Annotated in this window: 19 protein-coding genes; 10 read left to right on the forward strand and 9 right to left on the reverse strand. The window is 60.9% G+C overall.

The genetic code is table 11. The features are described from left to right. Positions 1 to 6: 6 nt before the first annotated feature. Entirely contained in the window at positions 7 to 1,506 is a 1,500-nt protein-coding gene (locus FHT71_RS03340) for an inorganic phosphate transporter (protein ID WP_132588387.1), read from the reverse strand. A gap of 63 nt (positions 1,507 to 1,569) precedes the next feature. Next, the gene (locus tag FHT71_RS03345; RefSeq protein WP_132588388.1) at positions 1,570 to 2,082 is read right to left on the reverse strand and encodes an NUDIX hydrolase; all 513 of its coding nucleotides are present in this window, start codon (positions 2,080 to 2,082) and stop codon (positions 1,570 to 1,572) included. Between the two features lie 265 nt (positions 2,083 to 2,347). On the opposite strand from FHT71_RS03345, the gene FHT71_RS03350 reads away from it, so the two are divergent. Both FHT71_RS03350 and FHT71_RS03355 read left to right on the forward strand, forming a co-directional pair. Continuing rightward, entirely contained in the window at positions 2,348 to 3,229 is an 882-nt protein-coding gene (locus tag FHT71_RS03350; protein WP_183718889.1) for a LysR substrate-binding domain-containing protein, read from the forward strand. A gap of 92 nt (positions 3,230 to 3,321) precedes the next feature. Next, the gene (locus FHT71_RS03355) at positions 3,322 to 4,479 is read left to right on the forward strand and encodes an adenosylhomocysteinase (protein WP_183718891.1); all 1,158 of its coding nucleotides are present in this window, start codon (positions 3,322 to 3,324) and stop codon (positions 4,477 to 4,479) included. Positions 4,480 to 4,515: 36 nt separating this feature from the next. Here FHT71_RS03355 and FHT71_RS03360 read toward each other — a convergent pair whose 3' ends face one another. Next, a complete protein-coding gene (locus FHT71_RS03360) occupies positions 4,516 to 5,514 on the reverse strand; it encodes a zinc-dependent alcohol dehydrogenase family protein (protein ID WP_132588390.1) in 999 nt (332 codons plus the stop codon). Between the two features lie 106 nt (positions 5,515 to 5,620). Here FHT71_RS03360 and FHT71_RS03365 point away from each other — a divergent pair, with 106 nt between their 5' ends. Beyond that, positions 5,621 to 6,472 carry a LysR family transcriptional regulator gene (locus tag FHT71_RS03365; RefSeq protein WP_183718942.1) on the forward strand — a complete coding sequence of 284 codons (852 nt, stop codon included), beginning with the start codon at positions 5,621 to 5,623 and terminating at the stop codon, positions 6,470 to 6,472. 12 nt (positions 6,473 to 6,484) lie between these two features. Here the strand turns inward: FHT71_RS03365 and FHT71_RS03370 are convergent, their stop codons facing one another. Further along, positions 6,485 to 7,381, reverse strand: coding sequence for a LysR family transcriptional regulator (locus FHT71_RS03370; protein WP_183718893.1), 897 nt, complete (start codon positions 7,379 to 7,381; stop codon positions 6,485 to 6,487). 134 nt (positions 7,382 to 7,515) lie between these two features. On the opposite strand from FHT71_RS03370, the gene FHT71_RS03375 reads away from it, so the two are divergent. Genes FHT71_RS03375 through FHT71_RS03390 form a run of 4 tightly spaced genes read left to right on the forward strand, consistent with a single transcriptional unit; the run spans position 7,516 to position 11,952 of the window. Then, a complete protein-coding gene (locus FHT71_RS03375) occupies positions 7,516 to 8,955 on the forward strand; it encodes an FAD-linked oxidase C-terminal domain-containing protein (protein ID WP_132588392.1) in 1,440 nt (479 codons plus the stop codon). After that, positions 8,952 to 10,157: a glycolate oxidase subunit GlcE gene (gene glcE, locus FHT71_RS03380; RefSeq protein ID WP_183718895.1), complete on the forward strand. Its 1,206-nt coding sequence runs from the start codon at positions 8,952 to 8,954 to the stop codon at positions 10,155 to 10,157. Before FHT71_RS03375 ends, glcE begins: the two co-directional genes overlap by 4 nt. A 4-nt stretch (positions 10,158 to 10,161) precedes the next feature. After that, complete coding sequence (gene glcF, locus FHT71_RS03385; protein ID WP_132588394.1) at positions 10,162 to 11,475, forward strand: glycolate oxidase subunit GlcF; 1,314 nt, start codon at positions 10,162 to 10,164, stop codon at positions 11,473 to 11,475. A gap of 36 nt (positions 11,476 to 11,511) precedes the next feature. Continuing rightward, positions 11,512 to 11,952 carry a hypothetical protein gene (locus FHT71_RS03390; RefSeq protein ID WP_132588395.1) on the forward strand — a complete coding sequence of 147 codons (441 nt, stop codon included), beginning with the start codon at positions 11,512 to 11,514 and terminating at the stop codon, positions 11,950 to 11,952. Positions 11,953 to 11,985: 33 nt separating this feature from the next. Here the strand turns inward: FHT71_RS03390 and FHT71_RS03395 are convergent, their stop codons facing one another. Both FHT71_RS03395 and FHT71_RS03400 read right to left on the reverse strand, forming a co-directional pair. After that, positions 11,986 to 12,666, reverse strand: coding sequence for a L,D-transpeptidase (locus FHT71_RS03395; RefSeq protein ID WP_132588396.1), 681 nt, complete (start codon positions 12,664 to 12,666; stop codon positions 11,986 to 11,988). 135 nt (positions 12,667 to 12,801) lie between these two features. Then, positions 12,802 to 13,542 carry a L,D-transpeptidase gene (locus FHT71_RS03400; protein ID WP_132588397.1) on the reverse strand — a complete coding sequence of 247 codons (741 nt, stop codon included), beginning with the start codon at positions 13,540 to 13,542 and terminating at the stop codon, positions 12,802 to 12,804. Positions 13,543 to 13,751: 209 nt separating this feature from the next. On the opposite strand from FHT71_RS03400, the gene FHT71_RS03405 reads away from it, so the two are divergent. Next, the gene (locus tag FHT71_RS03405) at positions 13,752 to 14,381 is read left to right on the forward strand and encodes a DNA-3-methyladenine glycosylase I (RefSeq protein WP_132588398.1); all 630 of its coding nucleotides are present in this window, start codon (positions 13,752 to 13,754) and stop codon (positions 14,379 to 14,381) included. After that, entirely contained in the window at positions 14,378 to 14,857 is a 480-nt protein-coding gene (locus tag FHT71_RS03410; RefSeq protein WP_007799242.1) for a hypothetical protein, read from the forward strand. The genes FHT71_RS03405 and FHT71_RS03410 overlap by 4 nt, the downstream gene beginning before the upstream one ends. 8 nt (positions 14,858 to 14,865) lie before the next feature. Here the strand turns inward: FHT71_RS03410 and FHT71_RS03415 are convergent, their stop codons facing one another. Further along, positions 14,866 to 15,570 carry an HAD family hydrolase gene (locus tag FHT71_RS03415; RefSeq protein ID WP_132588399.1) on the reverse strand — a complete coding sequence of 235 codons (705 nt, stop codon included), beginning with the start codon at positions 15,568 to 15,570 and terminating at the stop codon, positions 14,866 to 14,868. Between the two features lie 238 nt (positions 15,571 to 15,808). On the opposite strand from FHT71_RS03415, the gene FHT71_RS03420 reads away from it, so the two are divergent. Continuing rightward, on the forward strand, positions 15,809 to 16,858 hold the full coding sequence (locus tag FHT71_RS03420) for an aldo/keto reductase (protein WP_132588400.1): 1,050 nt from the start codon (positions 15,809 to 15,811) through the stop codon (positions 16,856 to 16,858). Positions 16,859 to 16,911: 53 nt separating this feature from the next. On the opposite strand, the gene FHT71_RS03425 is transcribed toward FHT71_RS03420, so the two are convergent. Together FHT71_RS03425 and FHT71_RS03430 are read right to left on the reverse strand one after the other, a co-directional pair. Beyond that, entirely contained in the window at positions 16,912 to 17,271 is a 360-nt protein-coding gene (locus FHT71_RS03425; RefSeq protein WP_132588401.1) for a DUF305 domain-containing protein, read from the reverse strand. Between the two features lie 593 nt (positions 17,272 to 17,864). Then, positions 17,865 to 18,749: an amino acid ABC transporter substrate-binding protein gene (locus FHT71_RS03430; protein WP_183718897.1), complete on the reverse strand. Its 885-nt coding sequence runs from the start codon at positions 18,747 to 18,749 to the stop codon at positions 17,865 to 17,867. Between the last annotated feature and the right edge of the window lie 121 nt (positions 18,750 to 18,870).

Below are 18,870 nucleotides of genomic sequence, written 5' to 3' on the forward strand. Positions count from 1 at the left end.
TCCTGCTCAAACAAAGAGAGCGAACATAACCCAATAGAGGATGGCTGCAAGCGCTGCGGAGGCCGGCACGGTGATGACCCAGGCGGCGATAATCGTCATGAAATGCGATCGGCGGACGAGATAGCGGCGGCGAACCTCGTGCGTGTTTGGATCTTCCGGTTCGTCGAGCGCCCAGCTCTCTGCCCTGCGGCGTATGTATTCGATACGGCGTTTCGAATGCCGCGTATACCACTCACGGAAGAAGCCGACGCCGAACACGGAACCGACGGCGATATGCGTCGTACTAACCGGCATGCCGAGCCATGAGGCTACGATGACGGTGAAGGCCGTTGACAGCGCCACGCAATAGGCCCGCATCGGGTTGAGCTTGGTGATCTGCTCACCGACCAGCCGGATCAGGCGTGGCCCGAAGAGCAACAGTCCAACGGAGATACCGAAGGCGCCGATCAGCAACACCCAGATCGGAGGCTGGTCCACTGCACCCTCAGCGGATCCGCCGACCGCGCGCACGATTGCCGAAAGCGGCCCGACGGCATTGGACACGTCATTGGCGCCATGCGCAAAGGAGAGCAACGCAGCTGAGCCAATCAACGGGATTTGAAACAGCACACGCAGCGAGCTGTTACGGTTTTCGAGCTCTACGGCCTGCCGTAGAACGAATGACCGCGCCGCGGCCCATCCGATGAAGCCGGCCGCGACCCCGAACAGGAGGATGGTCAGCGCGGAGAATTCGCTGGGCGCTTGAAGCTGCAGCATCATGTAGGACGAAAAGCCGCCGACCATCATCGCGATCAGGATGGGCACCCAACGTCGCGCTGCGGCAATCTTGTCTTCGCGGTAGATGATCAGCGTTTTCACCATGAAAAGGAGGCCGGCGGCGATCACGCCGCCCAACAGGGGGGAGGTCACCCAAGCCGACGTGATCTCGATCATCACCCGCCAGTTCACCGGCTCGGGACCGACCGCGCCGATACCCGCGCCGATCACCGCGCCGACAATCGCATGCGTGGTCGATACCGGCGCGTTCATCCAGGTCGCGAGGTTGATCCATAAAGCGGCGGCCATCAATGCCGCCATCATGATCCAGCTGAGCGTCCCCGGCGGCACCTGCACCGCGTCCACGATGTTTGAGGAGATCGTCTTGACCACCTCGCCGCCGGCAACCGTCGCGCCGAGAATTTCGAAGATTGCTGCGATGACAAGCGCTTGTCCCATCGTCATCGCACGCGCGCCCACGGCGGCGCCTACGTTGTTGGTGACGTCGTTCGCACCGATGTTCATGGCCATATAGGCGGCAAGCGCCGCCGCCGCGACCACGAGCATCGCGCTTGGCCGGTCAAAGACGTAAACGCCGGCAAAAAGCATGGCCAGTCCGAGGAAGATCAGCCCGAGGCCAGGGGCCACCAGTTTGCGCGACACGAATTTCGTCGCATCCTCGACATGCGTAAGCTTGTCGAGATCCTTGTCGAGCGTTCTTTTGGTGAGGACGGCTGGTCGGTCGGGCATGCTATTCCTTGGCGTTCAGTCCTGCTTTAACGTCGCCAAGTTTAGCAGCGCAAGATGGCAGTATCATTCCGCTGGAATTTGTTTCAACATCCTTGCCGCAAGCTGCTCCGCCATACGGCGCTTGAAGAGCAAAAAGATCTCCCGAAGCTCGGGCTCGTAAACCCGTTTCGCAGCTTCGTCACAGGAAACCCACTCGGTCTTGCGCTCGCCTTTCTCCTTGAAATTCTTGGCGATGTTGGCGACCTCGAGTGTGTAAACCTGAACCTTGCAGGTTACGCTGAGCCCATTCTTCAAGACCTTCGGATAGGAATAGGTGCCAAGTATGTCGCTCTCGACCGTCCCACGTACCCCGGCCTCCTCGAAAGCTTCGCGGGCGGCGACCTCGTAGGCTGTACGCCCGTCCATCGGCCAGCCCTTGGGAATGATCCACCGCCCGGTATCGCGGCTCGTCAGCAAAAGTACTTCGAGCTCGCTTGTCCTCTTCTTCACCCGATAACAAAGCGCAGCATACTGTTGACGCGGAGGGCGTCTGAACATCAGCTGTACGTCTGAAGCGAGGCGGGAAAGAAGAGTCAACGGTCGGGTCACCTTTTAAGTTCAGCTCCTTGAAGTCGCTATATTAGTATCCACTGGAAAGCTTGCGCAATCCATACGTGTTTCAAGTTTTCCAGCGGGATTTGATACTTGTTCAATTGGCAGCTTCCGTTTCTCCACGGTTCGGAAGATCCGCCAAATACTGTCCTGATTCGGCCATTGCACAGGCGTTCAATATGGGCCCGTCTTGCATTTCAATCAATGACGGCGTCATGTCGTGCACTGTTATGTCAATACTGTGGTAACCATGCGTCTTCCTCCCCTAAAAGCGGTCCGCGCCTTCGAAGCCGTTTGTCGCCACGGCAGCATTCTTGGCGCTGCCGCGGAACTTGGTGTCGTGCGTGGCGCCGTGCGTCAGCAGATTGCCATCCTGGAGAACTATTTCGGGGAGAAACTGTTCGCGCACGACGGGAGAAAACTGGCTGCAACCGCGAAGGCGGCACGGTTCGCGGAGGCGGCCAACGCGGCCTTGGTTGTATTGGAGCGTGCCGCCGCGGAATTTGCGGGCGGCGAGCATCGCCGCATCCGCCTCGGCGCGCCCTCGGCTTTTGCTATATGGTGGCTGATGCCGCGGCTTGCAAATATGCAGGCAGAACTCGGAAGCGTTAACGTCGATATCGTGCCGATGTCGATCGTCGAGCCGTTGTCGCTGCATCCGGAGCTTGACGCGATCATCATGGGCGGTGAATACCGGTCGGCGACCGGCATAACGGCAGTCAAATTCATGGAGGATGATTTCGGTCCCGTTGCCACGCCGGGTCTTACGGAAATGATCGCCGACGATCCTGCTCGGATGGTGGAGATCACCGCTCTCGTCAGCCGCAGCGCGCCAACCCTCTGGCAGGAATGGTTTGCCGAAAGCGGCACTCAGGCCGTGACGTTCCGGCGCAAGCAGGAGTTCGAGGATTTGCTCCTCGCACTCGGGGCGGCGCGATCGGGTGTGGGTGTCGTGCTCGCGCCTCGCGCCGCCATTGAGGATGACTTGCAGCGCAATGTGCTCGCAGCACCCTATGGCTTCATTCGCCGACCGGCCGGCTATAGCCTGTCTTGCCGCGCCACCGACGCGAAGAAACCCGCCTTCACCGCGCTTCGCGACTGGCTGCTCCGTTCCGACGCGTCCGCGCAATAGGGCAGATTTTCTGCCCTATTGCGAAGAATTATCTCCATGGTCGAAAGCTGCTGCCGGGCATAACACTGCGTTGAGAGCAGAAGGACACGGATATGCAGAGAGACGCAACCCGCATCGAATGGATTGGCAACGGCTGCCGATTGCTGAAGGCAACGGCCGCAGAGTTCGAGAAAACCCAGCCGTTCGGCGGTTTGACCATCGGCACCGGTATCCATCTGGAACCGAAGACAGTGGCGCTGCTGATGACGCTGAGGGCCGGCGGTGCTCGACTCGTCTGCACCGGCAATTTGAACAGCACACAGCCTTCGACCGTCGAGTTTCTCCGTGCGCAGGGGATCACCATGTTTGCGACTCAGACGACGGACCCTGTCGCGCACCGCAAGAGCCTGGAGGCGGTTGTCGCCGAAAGGCCGGATCTGCTGCTCGACAATGGCGGCGACCTCTTCGCGATCGCGGCCGAGGCCCCTTACGCCAGTCTCCTCGGCGGCACCGAGGAGACGACGTCGGGCCGCACGCGCCTGTTGCCGATGCGGGCGAAGTTGAACATGCCGATCCTCGTCATCAACGATAGCCCGATCAAGCAGTATGCCGAAAACAGACATGCCGTCGGCCAGAGCCTTTTCGAAAGCTACATGCGCTTCACCAACCGCTCCACCAACGGCAAGCGCGTGACGGTCTTCGGTTACGGCGCCTGCGGGAAGGGAACCGCAGCCTGCTTCCGCAACGCGTTCTCAAGCGTCAGCGTCGTCGATATCGATCCGGTGACAGCGCTGGAGGCTCATCTCGACGGGTTTTCCACGCCGCTGCGCAACGAGGCGATTGCCTCCGCCGACGTGCTCATCACCGTCACCGGCCTCCCCGGTATCGTCACCGCAGCGGATCTTCCATTGATCAAGGATGGTGCCATCCTGATGAATGGCGGACATTTCCCGCATGAGATCGACGTCGCCGCGTTCCGGCACTACCCCGACGTAGTGCGGATCGATCGTTACGAGGCTGACCATATCGAGACTTTGCACCTGAAGGATGGTCGCTGCTTCCATATTCTGGGCGGCGGGCATATGGCGAACCTCGCCGGTCCCCGTCCGCTCGGCAATTCCGTGGAGTCGATGGACCTGGGCTTCACGCTGCAGGCGCGCTGCCTCGAACGTGTTGCCAGGTGCGAGGTCGGCGCCGAGAGCTGCATTGTTCCGGTGCCGAAAGATATCGATGCCATGGTGGCAAGCGCCTATCTCGATCTGGCGCGGTAAGACGGGTGCGGCGAGCATACGCCGCACCTTGTGAAATCAAGCGATCTCCACCACCAGCTTGCCGTTTGCCTGACGGTTTTCGATCAACGCATGCGCTTCCGCGACATCGGAAAGTCCGAAGCGGCGCGCGTCCAGCCTCGGCATCAGCCTTCCGGCCTCGACGAGCTTGCCGACCTCACGCAGGATCTCGCCGTGGTGGCTTCGCCCTTCGCCGGTCAGAAGCGGCAGCAGCGTGAATACGCCCGAATAGGTCGCCGCTTTGAACGATAGCGGGGCAAGCGCGTGTGTGCCCCATCCGAGTGCGCTGACGACGTGACCGAACCGGCCGACCGCCTGGAAGGCAGTATCGAGGTCGGGGCCGCCGACGGTATCGTAGACGATGTCGAAACCCTTGCCGCCCGTGTGATTGCCGACATAGTCCGTCACGGTCTCTACCCTGTAGTCGATCGGCATTGCACCGAGGCTTGCGAGGTAGTCAGCCTTGGCGGCACCATCGACGGCAAACACATTGGCGCCCGCGGCTTTCGCCACCTGTACGACAATGTGCCCCACGCCGCCGCCGGCACCGAGGACAAGAACCTGCTGGCCTTTGCCGACGTTGGCGCGATCGACCAACCCTTCCCAGGCGGCAATTGCGATCAGCGGCAGGGCTGCTGCTTCCCGCATCGAGAGGTTGTGGGGCTTCGGCGCAATCAGCCTGGCGTCGACCGCTGCGAATTCAGCCAGCGAGCCCTGGATGCCGCCGACGCCACCGGTCATGCCATAGACCTCGTCGCCGCGATGGAACGCGGTGACGCCGGGGCCGACCTGCTCGACGACACCAGCCACATCTATGCCGAGAACGGCCGGAAACGGATGGCGCGCATGGGCGGCATTGCCGGCGCGGATCTTTGTGTCCAGCGGATTGACGCCGCTCGCCTTGATCCGGACCAGCACTTCACCTTCACGCGGCGTCGGCCTGGCGATCTCTGCTGCACGGAAATCGGCTTTCGGCGTGTCAATCAGCAGCGCCTTCATCGTTGTAGTCGCAGACATGCAACTTTCCTTTCGTCTGTATGGGACGGAAAATGCGCCGTTGATATGCGAATGGAAATGAAAGAGATTGCATAAAGTTCATGCATTTGTGTTTGGAAGATAGATGGTGGAATGGAGTGATCTCAAGCTGTTCCTGGCGATTGCGCGCCAAGGCACTCTCGGTGCTGCCGCCCGCAGCCTCGGCCTGACGCAGCCGACGATGGGTCGTCGCCTGCGTGCGCTGGAAATCTCGCTCGGCCAGACGCTCTTTCAGCGGACGGCGGACGGCTTCGTTCTGACGGATGAGGGCGCCACCGTCTTCGCACGTGCCGAGCGCATGGAAGAGGAAGCACTTGGCCTTGAGCGAGAACTCGCCGGGCAGAACCGCCAACTGAGTGGCTTCCTGCGCCTGTCCTCATCGGATTGGTTCGGTGCACACGTGCTTTCACCGGTGCTTGCGGAATTCTCGCTGAGCTACCCGAATATCGTCGTTGAATTGCTGACCGATAGCCGCCTGCTGAGCCTTTCCCGGCGAGAAGCGGATGTCGTTTTTCGGATCGCACCTTTTACCGAGCCGGAGGTGATATCGCGCAAGCTGCTCCACATTGACTACCGGCTGTATGTCGGCCGAGGCGGGGAGCATCCAAAAGCAGGCGACGGCACAGGCGCGCGTCTGGTAACGATGGACGAGGCCTTTGGCGGCACGCCAGATGTCGCATGGCTGACGCGCCTTCTGCCGAAGGCGGAGATCGCCATGCGTAGCAACAATCGCGATGTGCAGGCGACTCTTTGCAGAAACGGCGCCGGCCTGGCGGTTCTGCCGCGACCTCTTGGCGATTCAATCCCTGACATCGAGCCGGTCGACCTCGGGGAAGCTCCGCCGGGACGCGACACCTGGGTCGGCTATCACCGGGACATGAAGCGGCAGGCGCGCCTGCGGGCACTTCTCGATCTCGTAATCGAGAGACTGGCGAATTGAACCCTGAAGGCTCTAGCGTTCCCAATAGGGGACCGGTCCGTAAATTTCGGCAAGATAGTCGATGAACAACCGCACCTTGGCTGGCAGGAACTGGCGGCTCGGATAGACCGCGGAAAGCGCCACATAGCGCGATCCTTCATAGGCGGGAAGGATGTGCACCAACCGGCCGTCCTTGAGCTCACGGCCGATGTCCCACGTGGAGCGCAGCGCGATGCCAAGCCCCGATATGACAGCCTCTCGCACCACCTCGCTGGAATTCGTCACAAGCATCCCCTCTGGCCGCAGAGAAAGCGGCCCTTCCGGTCCTTCGAGCCGCCAGGCATCGTTGTTGTGCGCGGGCAGGCAGCGATGTTGCTTGAGGTCTTCGAGCGTCTGCGGTGTGCCGTTGGCGGCAAGGTAATCCGGCGATGCGCAAAGCAGGCGCCGCACGGGCGCAAGTCGCCGCGCGACTAGGCTTGAGTCCGTCAGTTCCGCGATGCGGATCGCAAGGTCGAAGCCTTCGCCGACGATGTCGGTGAATTCATCACTGAGCACGAGATGGATCGCAAGCCCGGGATGCATGTCCATGAAGGACTTCAGATGCGGGGCGACATGCGTGCGTCCGAACGAGGTCGGCGCCGTCACCTTCAGCGTTCCCTGCATCTGCGCCGAGCGTCCGGAAATGTAGTATTCGGCCTCCTCGATGCCAGCGAGAATGCCGAGCACGCGGTCGTAGAAACCCTGGCCGGCCTCGGTCAGCGAAATCTGCCGCGTCGTGCGCTGCAGGAGCCGCGTGCCTAACCGGTCCTCCAGGCGTTTGATGCGTTTGGAGACCACGGCCGGCGAAAAACCGAGCGCCCTGCCGGCGAGAGACATGCTCCCCATCAAAACGACTTTTGCGAAAATTTCGAGGTCACCCAGATTGGTCATGTGCTTTGATTGTTTGTCCTTTTGGAATAAGTGCTTAGCATTTGCGCCATAATGGGGAAAGTGCTAAGCCCGATTGAGCCGGCAGCGCGGAGGAGGCGTCCGGTTTTCGCTGCCGCCAGCGAAGGGAGAGAGCCATGTCCGACACTATTTCGTTTCTCGCCCCGCGTGCCGATGTGCTTGCCCGCCGCCGGCAGATCGTCGCCGATCTCATCGACCTGCTGCCGCCGGAATGCCTGGTGCATGAGGCGCGCGAGCTGATGCCGTTCGAGACCGATGCCTTCGTTTCCTATCGCCGGATGCCATTGGCAGTTGCCTTGCCGCGGACCACCGCGGAAGTGGCCGCAGTCATGAAATACTGTCATCGCTATGGCGTCCCGGTGGTGCCGCGCGGTGCGGGAACGTCGCTCTCGGGCGGAGCGATTCCGCAGGAGGATGCGGTGGTGGTTTGCGTATCCAAGATGAACCGCATTCTCGAAATTGATCTGCCCAACCGCGTGGCGGTGGTCGAGGCAGGCGTCACCAATCTGAATATCTCGGAATCCGTCTCGGCGGATGGTTTCTTTTACGCTCCCGACCCGAGCTCCCAGCTGGCCTGTACGATCGGGGGCAATATCGGGATGAATTCCGGCGGCGCGCACTGTCTGAAATACGGAGTGACGACGAACAATCTGCTCGGCGTAAGGATGGTGCTGATGGATGGTATCGTGATCGATCTTGGGGGCAAGGCACTCGATGCGGCGGGCTACGACTTGCTCGGCCTCGTTTGCGGACATGAGGGCCAGCTTGGGATCGTCACGGAAGCGACCGTTCGGCTGATCGCCAAGCCCGAGGGCGCGCGCCCGGTTCTCTTCGGTTTCGATACCTCCGAAGAGGCGGGGTCCTGCGTCGCCGACATCATCGCGGCAGGGATCATTCCCGTCGCCATCGAATTCATGGACAAGCCAGCAATCGAAATCTGCGAAGCCTTTGCCAAGGCCGGATATCCCCTTGATGTCGGCGCGCTATTGATCGTGGAGGTTGAAGGGTCGGAAGCGGAAATGGACGACATGCTGAAGAGCATTGTCGAAATCGCGCGCAGGCACAGCGTGAAAACCGTCCGTGAGTGCCAGTCGGCAACCGAGGCGGCGCTGATCTGGAAGGGCCGCAAGTCGGCCTTCGGCGCAACCGGCCGTATTGCGGACTATATCTGCATGGACGGAACCGTTCCGCTCAGCCAGCTGTCTTATGTGCTGAAGAAAACCTCTGAAATCATCGATCGCTATGGGCTTCGCGTCGCCAACGTGTTCCATGCCGGCGACGGCAACATGCATCCGCTGATCCTCTTCAATGCCAACGATCCGGAAGATGCCGCCCGCGCGGAAGCGGCGGGCATGGAAATCCTGAAGCTGTGCGTCGATGCCGGTGGTTGCCTGACCGGCGAGCATGGCGTCGGCATCGAAAAGCGCGACCTGATGCGCCATCAGTATTCCGAAGCGGATTTGGCGCAGCAGATGGCAGCACGTGCAGCCTTCGATCCGGCCTGGCTCCTGAATCCGTCCAAAGTCTTCCCGCTCGAGGGGCGCCCAGCCGCATGATCGACCTATTGCCTATGGCGGACCAAGAGGCTGCGGCAATCGTCCGCAGCCATGCGCGGGAAGGCAAGCCGCTCGCGATCTGCGGCGGCAACACCCGGTCCGGTTTCGGAAACGCCGTGGTTGCGGAAAGCCGCCTGCGGTCGTCCAATCTCGGCGGGATCACGGCCTATAATCCGGGCGAGATGGTTTTGACGGCCCGCTCGGGAACACCGTTGTCCGAGATCGAAGCCGCACTGGCGGAGAACGGTCAGATGATGGCTTTCGAACCGATGGACCATCGGCCGATCATGGGAACGGCAGGCGAACCGACGATCGGTGGCGTTTTTGCCGCTAACGTCTCGGGCCCGCGCCGTTTCGTTGCAGGGGCGGCGCGCGACAGCCTGCTTGGCGTCAGCTTCATCAACGGCAGGGGCGAGGTGATCAAGGCCGGCGGCCGCGTGATGAAGAATGTCACCGGGCTGGACCTCGTCAAGTTGATGGCCGGCTCACACGGCACGCTGGGGTTCCTGACGGAAGTGACGTTCCGCGTGCCACCGCGACCACGAACCGAAGCGACGATCGTCGTCTCCGGGTTGAACGATGCCGAAGCCGCCAACGCCATGGCGGCGGCGACGGCCTTGCCGGTCGAAGTCTCCGGCGCCGCGCACCTGCCGATGACCGTCTCCTGGAAATTTCTCGACAGCACGCTCTCTGAAGGCGAGGCGACCTGTCTGCGGATCGAGGGCCTGCCCAGCTCTGTCGATGCCAGGGCAACCAAGCTCGCCGCGGCCATGGCAAGGTTCGGATCCGTCGCGCGGCTGGAACAAAGCGAGAGTGTCCGCCTCTGGAAAGACATCCGCGACGTTGCTCCTTATGCCGACGGCACGCCGCGACCGGTCTGGCGTGTCTCGGTAGCCCCAAGCGTCGGTCACCAGCTAGTCGCGGCACTTCGGCTTGAGGCTGGGGTCGATGCATTCTACGACTGGCAAGGTGGGCTGATCTGGATGCGGATGGAGGCAGATGCCGATGCCGACCTCCTGCGTCGTTTCATCAAGGCGCTGGGCGGCGGTCACGCCACGCTCATCCGCGCATCCGAACAGATGCGATCAATGACGGCTGCCTTTCAGCCACAGCAGGAAGCTGTAGCCTTGCTGTCGCAGCGGCTGAAACTGAAATTCGATCCCGCCGGCATCTTCAATCCCGGGAAGATGGCAGGAGCATAGGGCAATGCAGACCAATTTCACGCCGGCCCAGCTTGCCGACCCTGATGTTGCCGAATCCGAGAAGATCCTGCGCAAATGCGTGCATTGCGGCTTCTGCACCGCGACCTGTCCGACCTATGTGACGCTCGGCAACGAGCTAGACAGCCCGCGCGGGCGCATCTACCTGATCAAGGACATGCTGGAAAACGGGCGCCCGGCGGACGCCGAGGTCGTCACCCATATCGACCGTTGTCTGTCCTGTCTCGCCTGCGTGACGACCTGTCCTTCCGGCGTCGATTACATGCACCTGGTCGACCACGCACGGGCGCATATCGAAAAGACCTACAAGCGTCCGTTCATGAACCGGCTGGTGCGCGCCATCCTTGCCGCCGTTCTGCCTTATCCCGATCGATTTCGCCTGGCGCTCAAGCTGTCGTCGGCGGGCCGTCCGTTGGCTGGCCTTTTGCAGCGTGCGCCCGCATTGAAACCATTTGCCGCGATGCTGGCGCTGGCGCCGCGCCACATTCCTCCGGCTTCCGCCTATGCCGTGCCGGCGAGCCACCCGGCGGTCGGTGAGAAGCGTGGCCGCGTGGCGATCCTGACCGGTTGCGCGCAGCCGGTGTTGGATCCCGGCATCAACGAAGCGACGATCAGCCTCCTCACGCGGTTCGGAGTCGAAGTCGTCGTTCCGAAGGGAGAGAGCTGCTGCGGCTCGCTCGTCCATCACATGGGACGCGAGGAGCAGGCATTGGCGAGCGCACGTGCCAACATCGATGTGTGGACGCGGGAAATCGAGAGGGGCGGGCTCGACGCAATTATCATCACCGCCTCCGGCTGCGGCACAACGATCAAGGACTATGGCCATATGCTGCGGCTTGATGCTGCCTATGCCGAAAAGGCGGCGCGCGTCTCGTCCCTGGCGAAGGACATTACAGATTTTCTCGTATCCCTCGAGCTCCCCGCGCAGGTGCCGAAGGGCATCACCGTCGCCTACCATTCGGCCTGTTCGATGCAGCACGGCCAGAAAATCACAATGGCGCCGAAGCAGCTGTTGAAGGCTGCGGGCTTCAATGTCCGGGATCCTGCCGAAGGTCACCTGTGTTGTGGCTCCGCTGGCACCTACAACATCCTGCAGTCTGATATTTCCGATACGCTCAAGGCCCGCAAGGTCAAGAATCTCGAGGCAACCAAGTCGCATGTAATCGCCACTGGCAACATTGGCTGCATGATGCAGATTGCGACCGGGACCGCCGTTCCGATCGTCCACACGATCCAGCTGCTGGATTGGGCCTATGGCGGGGACATACCGGAAAAATTAAAGGGTTTGCACTTAGCTTAGCGGCGCCGGATCGTCCGGCGATCTCAGGAGCCCGCCATGTATCGCACCATCCTCGCGCTTACGGTTTTCTGTGGTGCGGCCAGTGCCGCCCATGCAGACACTCGCTTTTTCTGCTCGGCGGATGACAAGGATGTGCGCTTCACGGTGGAAAGCGGCTTCGAGGCCGGAGGCGGCCACAAGCTCAATCATTTTCGCGGCGCACTGGTGATTAAGAGCGGCGACATCACGCAAGCGCTTAAGAAGATTGCCGTCACTTCAGAAAACCTGACGCACCATTGGTCGTATGACGGCGAATTGCGGCTGGAGGTGTTCTATGAAGCTGGCGACGATGCGAATGGTCAGGGAATCAGCCTGATCGTGATTGCCGGCCAGCTCGGCAAATCCATGAACGCATTCTCGGGGACCTATGAACTCGCTCTCGAAGGTGGCGCGAAACCATTCACAGCCACCGGCAAGGTCAGCTGCGGATCAAAATAGGCGACCGGTTGTCCGGCCGCCTAATTACTTGTCTCAGCCGCCGAACAGCGTCCGCAACACGTCGATGCCACGATCCTCGAAGCTGATCTCGCCCTGCTTGTTGCCGGGACCGATGACGATGACCTTGGTGCCGACCGGCGCGCGATCGTAGAGTTCGATCACATCCTTGTTCATCATGCGGATGCAGCCGGACGACATGTTCAGGCCGATCGTCCATGGCTGGTTGGTGCCATGGATGCGGAAGATCGTGTCGCGGCCGCCCTTGTAGAGATACATCGCGCGGGCACCGAGCGGATTGTCCTCGCCGCCTTCCTGGAAGGCCGGGATGATATGACCCTTCGCCGCTTCGCGAACGCGCATCTCAGCCGGCGGCGTCCAGGTCGGCCACTCTGCCTTGCGGCCGATCTTGACCACACCTGACCAGCCGAAGCCCTCGCGGCCGACGCCGATGCCGTAGCGCGTCGCGCGGTTCTTGGTTTCGACGAGATACAGGAACTTGTTGTTGGTATCGATGATGATCGTGCCGGGCGTTTCGTTCGTGACGAGGCGCACGCGCTGGCGCTTGAACTGCGGCTTGACCGATTTCGGCGGCGAGGCAACCCGAACGACAGGTGCGCCATCGTGAACAGGCGTAATCGGCTGCGCCGAAACCGATGTGGACATGGAAGAGACCAGAAGGCCGGCGGCCGCAAGAGCCGTCGCGAATTTCAGCATGGTTGATTCCCTCAAAGCAAAACCGGACCGAAGCTACCCGAACTTCGGTCCAGTTCAAGATGTTGGGCGCGGGATGAAACAGCTGCGGTGTCTAATTTCAACTATTCCCGGCTCCGCGCCGGTATTGATAGGCCCTTACATGACGATGACGCGGGTTCCAACCTTTACGCGTTCGTAAAGGTCAACAACGTCTTCATTGCGCAGCCTGATGCAGCCGGAGGACACGGCGTTGCCGATCGTCCACGGCGCATTGGTTCCATGAATGCGATAGAGCGTCGAACCGAGATACATGGCACGCGCGCCGAGCGGGTTGCCGGGACCGCCGTCCATGCGCGCGGGAAGATAGTGGCCCTTCGCAGCTTCGCGACCGATCATTTCCGAAGGCGGCGTCCAGTCCGGCCATTCGGACTTGCGGGTGATCTTGTGCACGCCGGCCCATTCGAAGCCCGGCTTGCCGACGCCGACGCCGTAACGCCGCGCCTTGCCGCCGTCCATGACCAGATAAAGGAAGCGGCTGTTGGTATCGATGACGATCGTGCCGGGCTGTTCCTTGGTGTCGTAGGTGACGATCTGCGGCAGGTATTGCGGCTCAAGCTGACGACGGATGACGGGAACACCAGGATTGATGGCGGATACCGGCTGCGCCTTGGCCGCAGGAGCGCGGCCGAAGGCGCCGGACGTGAACAGACCGCGCTGCGCGGCGACCGGTCGCTGGTAGACGACGGGACGAACCTTGCCGCCGAGCTGCATGATCCACGGGGCTGCAAGATCCGGGCTCAGCACGACCGGCGGGCGTGTCGCGTAGCGGTCGTCGCCAAGCGCGGCCGTGGAAAAGACGCCGAGCATCGCTGCGGCGAGCATAAGGGATTTCATCATCGGACGGACTCTCTACAAATGGCCGAAATGCGCGGACGGCAGCGGCCGCCTGCCTTCACGCTGCCATCGTTCCCGCCAGCGAATAGTAAATTTGAGTTCATTCAAGTCTGAAGCGCGAGATAAACTTTTCGTCAGGGTTATCGTTCGGTTTGGAAACAGAGTTTGCAAATGGTAAAGCCGGATTCGCAGCACGAAAGCGAAGCGGGATCATGAGCGATACGGGCATTATTATCGGCGAAGACGGCAAGAGCCGCTGTCACTGGCATGCCAACCTCCCGGATTATCTTAGATATCACGATGAGGAATGGGGACGCCCGGTAACGGATGATACCCGCCTCTTCGAGAAGATCTGCCTGGAGGGGTTCCAGTCCGGCTTGTCCTGGCTCACCATCCTGCGCAAGCGCGACAATTTCCGCGCTGCCTTCGCCGGCTTCGATTTCGAGAAGGTTGCGCTTTTCGACGACAGCGATATCGAGCGCTGCCTTGCCGATCCCGGCATCGTGCGCCATCGCGGCAAGATCGTTTCGACGATCAACAATGCCCGACGTGCGATTGAATTGCGGCAGGAATTCGGCTCGCTTGGCCGCTATTTCTGGAGCTTTGAACCCGGTCACAACGAGCGGCCGAAGGTGGTCGACCGTGCCGCTGTTATGGCCAACCCGACAACGCCGACATCGGTCGTCATTTCCAAGAATCTGAAGAAACGCGGGTGGACGTTTGTCGGCCCGACCACAGTTTATGCCTTCATGCAGGCAATGGGTCTCGTCAACGATCATGTTGAAGGTTGTTTCTGCCGCGTCGAGGTAGAGGCGATGCGCAATGCGCTGGTGCGCCCATGAAGGCGCTCGCGGCAACCGTCGCCTTCTGCCTGGTAGCGTCCATGGCATTCGCCCAGTCACCGGAGCTGCAGCCTGGCGAGCGACTGGAAAAGCTACAGTTTCCGGCCGCAACCATGGAGCTCAAGGGCTGGACGAAGTTCGGCAACGGGCGCGTCTACACGCTTCCGGTCAAGGCGGGCCAGCATGTGAAGGTCAGCTTTTCGACGAAGAGCAAGTTTGCCTTCCTCTCGATATTCGATCTCGCGACGCCCGATGAGGAGGCAATCTTTGGTACCGACGAGGATGGCAGCAGCTACAATATCACCGTGAAGGACAACACCACCTGGCTGCTGCGGCCTTACTATTCCAAGGTATCGCCGCGCCGCGGCCTTGGCGCACCCTACAGCATTCTCGTCGAGCCTCAGGCGACAGCGCCGCAACCAACCGCTCCGGCCGAGAAGCAATCGCCGTCGCCACTCTTTCCCTCAAGGCAGTGACAACGGGTTTAGCCAAGATCTTCGATCAGCCCACGCAGTTCGCCGAGATGTTCGATCTTGCGAAAGCGCGGTGCGTCCTTCGGTTCCTCGACATGCTCGATCACCCAGGTGAGCTCATGTGGCACGAAGACACCGTAGCTGCCGGCGGCGATTGCCGGGACAATGTCTGATTTCAGCGAGTTGCCGACCATCATGGCCCGTTCCGGGCCGCCGCCGACCTTGGAGAAGATCCGCCGATACGTCACGGCGGTTTTGTCGGAAACAATCTCAACGGCGTGAAAGAAGTCGCCGAGCCCGGATTGCGCCAGCTTGCGCTCCTGATCGAACAGGTCGCCCTTGGTGATCATTACCAACAGATAATTCTCCGAGAGCGCCGCGAGCGTCTCCTGTACGTGTGGCAGGGTCTCGACCGGGTGGGAAAGCAGGTCGCGGCCGGTGTCGAGGATGCCGGCAATGACGCTGGCAGGCACCTTGCCTTCGGTGACTTCGATCGCCGTCTCGATCATCGACAGGGTAAATCCCTTGATGCCGAAGCCGTAGTGGCGGAGATTGCGCTTCTCTGCCTCCAGCAAGCGCTCCGAGATCCTCGGGCCGTCTGCATAATCGGCCAGCAACTCGGTGAAGTGCGCCTCAGTCAGCCGGTAGTATTGCTCATTCTGCCAGAGCGTGTCGTCGGCATCGAAGCCGATGGTTGTCAGCGCGCGAGTCGTCATCGCCCATCTCCGAGTGATCTGATTGGAATCTATTGAAAGACTGACGCGAAACAAGGGGATCGCAAAGCCGTGAGGCGAGTACACGGCATGTTGAAATGCCGCTGTCTCGCCTTACATCGATAGTGCCTCCCGCGCAGCCGTATTCCGGCTGTTCCCGTCATGCGCAGGCCAATAACCAAAAAATGAATTCATCTGTCCGTGGGCAGTGCCCGCGGTCGACACAAGGAAATCTTCGACCATGCGTTACAATCAACTTGGAAATACGGGACTATTCGTCTCCGAAATCTGCCTCGGCACCATGACCTTTGGAGCCGCCGGCGAGGGCAATATCTGGGGGTCCATTGCTGATGTTGATCAGAAGGCAGCTGACCAGATCGTCGAAAGGTCGCTTGCCGCTGGCGTGAATTTCATTGACACGGCCGACGTCTATTCCTTCGGCGAATCCGAGAAGCTGCTCGGCCAGGCCCTGAAGAACCTGGGCGTTCCTCGCAAGGACGTCGTCATCGCCACGAAGGTCTACGGCGTCATGGGCGACAAGCCAAACGACCGCGGCGCCTCACGTGGCCACATCATGGATTCGGTCGAGGCGAGCCTGAAGCGCCTGCAGGCCGATCATATCGATCTCTATCAGATCCACGCCACCGATACGGCCACGCCGATCGACGAGACGCTGCGCGCCTTGGACGATCTCGTGTCTCGCGGTCTGGTGCGCTATGTCGGCGTCTCCAACTGGCAGGCATGGCGCATCGCCAAGGCGCTCGGCATCTCCGAACGCCGCGGCTTCGCGCGCTTCGAGACGGTACAGGCCTACTATTCGATCGCCGGGCGCGATCTGGAACGTGACATCGTGCCAATGATGCAGGAAGAGAAGCTCGGGCTGATGGTCTGGTCGCCGCTGGCTGGTGGCCTCCTCTCCGGCAAGTATGGGCCGGGAACCCCAGGCAATGGGGAAGGGCGCCGCGCCTCGTTCGACTTCCCGCCGGTAGACAAGGATCGCGCCTGGGCCTGCGTTGCCGTCATGCGCGAGATCGCCGAGAAGCACGGCACGAGCGTCGCGACCGTGGCGCTTGCCTATATCCTCGCCAAGCCATTCGTGACGACTGTCATCATCGGGGCCAAGCGCGTCGAGCAGCTCGACCAGAACCTGGCGGCCGTCAATTTGAAACTCGATGCCGGCGACCTGAAGAAACTGGACGACGTCAGCGAACTCGCGCCTGAATATCCGGGCTGGATGCTTGCGCGACAGGGAGCCGGTCGCCGACCGGAACCATTTGAACCAAGAGCCTGATCGAAGTCTAGTGAAGCGGACGCCGGAGCTTTATACCCCGGCGTCCTTTGCGATTACTTGCCGTGTGCCTTGAGCCAAGCCTGCATGTCGGCGATCTCCGCCTCCTGGGCCTTGATCACCGCTTCGGCGAGCTTGCGAATTTCCGGATCCTTGCCGTACTGCAGCTCGATCTTCGCCATGTCGATCGCGCCCTGATGATGCGGAATCATACCGCGGACAAAATCGACATCGGCATCACCGCTATAGGTGATCGCCATATCCTTGTGCATCTTGGCGTTGGCTTCAGCAAAAGCATGGCTTGCTGCGCTGTGGTCGCCCATCGGCTTGCTCATGTCCATTTGCATGTCCTCGGCGGCGGCGAACGTGGCCGAGAGTGCAAGAGCCGTGGCGATGACGATAACTTTCAGAGACATGGGATTTCCTTCCTCTGTCTGATACTGGAATTCAATGCGCGGTCGAAACCGCAGCGGTCCATGAAAGCCTGTCAGATGAGCCGGGGAGGCGGCGCCAGCGGCGCGGGTCGCGCATCCCGCATGGCATGAGCGGGTCCGGGAGCAGGATAGGAAAATAGTTGCTTGCCGGTTGCGGCGAAAGTCATCGACGGCGGCACGACAAGACAGGCCGAGCAGAAAGGCATGTGCACCATGCCGCTGGCTGAGCAGGGATCCTGTTGTGGCGCCGGCGATTTGGCTTTCTCGCCCATATCCATCCCGCTTATGTGCTGATGCTCGACGCTGGCATTCGAAGCGACGGTTTGTATGGACAGGCATGTCGGACAGCCAGCCCAGGCGGACATGGTGCCGTAAGCAAGCCAGGCGAACACCATCGCTATGATTGCAAGAAAGCGCATGCCGTCAAAATAGGAACACGACACGAAGAAGCCAAGGTGCTTTTTGCGGATTTGGCAGGCGCTACCAGCGCGGTTGCAGCATTAAACCCGTAGCGGATGCATATCGCGAGATTACGGTGCAGGCCGCCCAGCGACTTTGACTTGATCTGGCCAATATCAATAGGGCACATGCTCCATAATGATCTGCGTGTGCAGCATCGGCGCCTCCGCTCCGAAATAGGTTTCCAGCAGCGGCAGAAAATCGTCCGACAGATAGAAATACGTCAGTGCACGATCGGCCAGCAGGCGGAAGTTGGCGTCGTCGCGACGTAGCGCTATCGCATAGGGTTCGTGCGTAAACAGCCGATCGCCAATCTCGAGCGAGGACGGATCGCGCGCCCGCTTGGCCAGGCTGATGAGCAGCACCTGATCGGCGATATAGGCATCGATCTTGTGATCCTCCAGCGCCGTAAGCCCGTCCTCGTGCGTCTCGAAATCGGCAAGCCTCGTCTTCGACACCTGGGTTGCCAGCGCCTCGCGCAGCGTCGCTCCCGTTGTCGTGCTTGCACGCACGCCGATTACGCGCGTGGATGCGACACTCTGGCTAACGGAGCGAACAGCGGGCTTGTCGAGAAAAAGAGTCGGCAGGTAGTTGGGCGAATCTTTGCGGAGCAGCGCAGTCGCCCCGGTCAGGAAGATGGGCTGTGAGAAGTCGACGATTTCCCGCCTCTTCAAAGTGACGGTGATCGCACCGCAAAGCAGATCGACCTCTCCATTCTTCACCGCATCGAAGCCGTCGGCGAGGGTCATCTCTATGTATTCGCGCTTCAGTTGCGGAACTTGACGTTCTAGTTCATCGGCGATCTTGCCACAGAGGTCGATAGCATATCCCGTCGGATTAATGCCCGGCTTGCTGGAGGAGAAGGGCGCCTCGTCGGCGATGTAGCCGATGCGCACGCTGTTGCGCTCAGTGATCGTGTCGAGCGTCGCAGCGGCTGCCGCGAAAGCCGAAAGGCAAAGGGCAAGATTCGCCACTAGAAGCCGTCTCATGCACTTTGCCATAGGCATGATCCTCATCTTCGAACGGTTGCGATTTCAAAGGCGTACACGCAGACTATGGGCTGTCCGCCATTTGTCAACTGAGGACACCTCGGCGCGGCTCGAACTGACTACCTCATCCTGA

Origin of the sequence: Rhizobium sp. BK060 (assembly GCF_014193145.1) — a bacterium.
Taxonomy (GTDB): Bacteria; Pseudomonadota; Alphaproteobacteria; order Rhizobiales; family Rhizobiaceae; genus Rhizobium.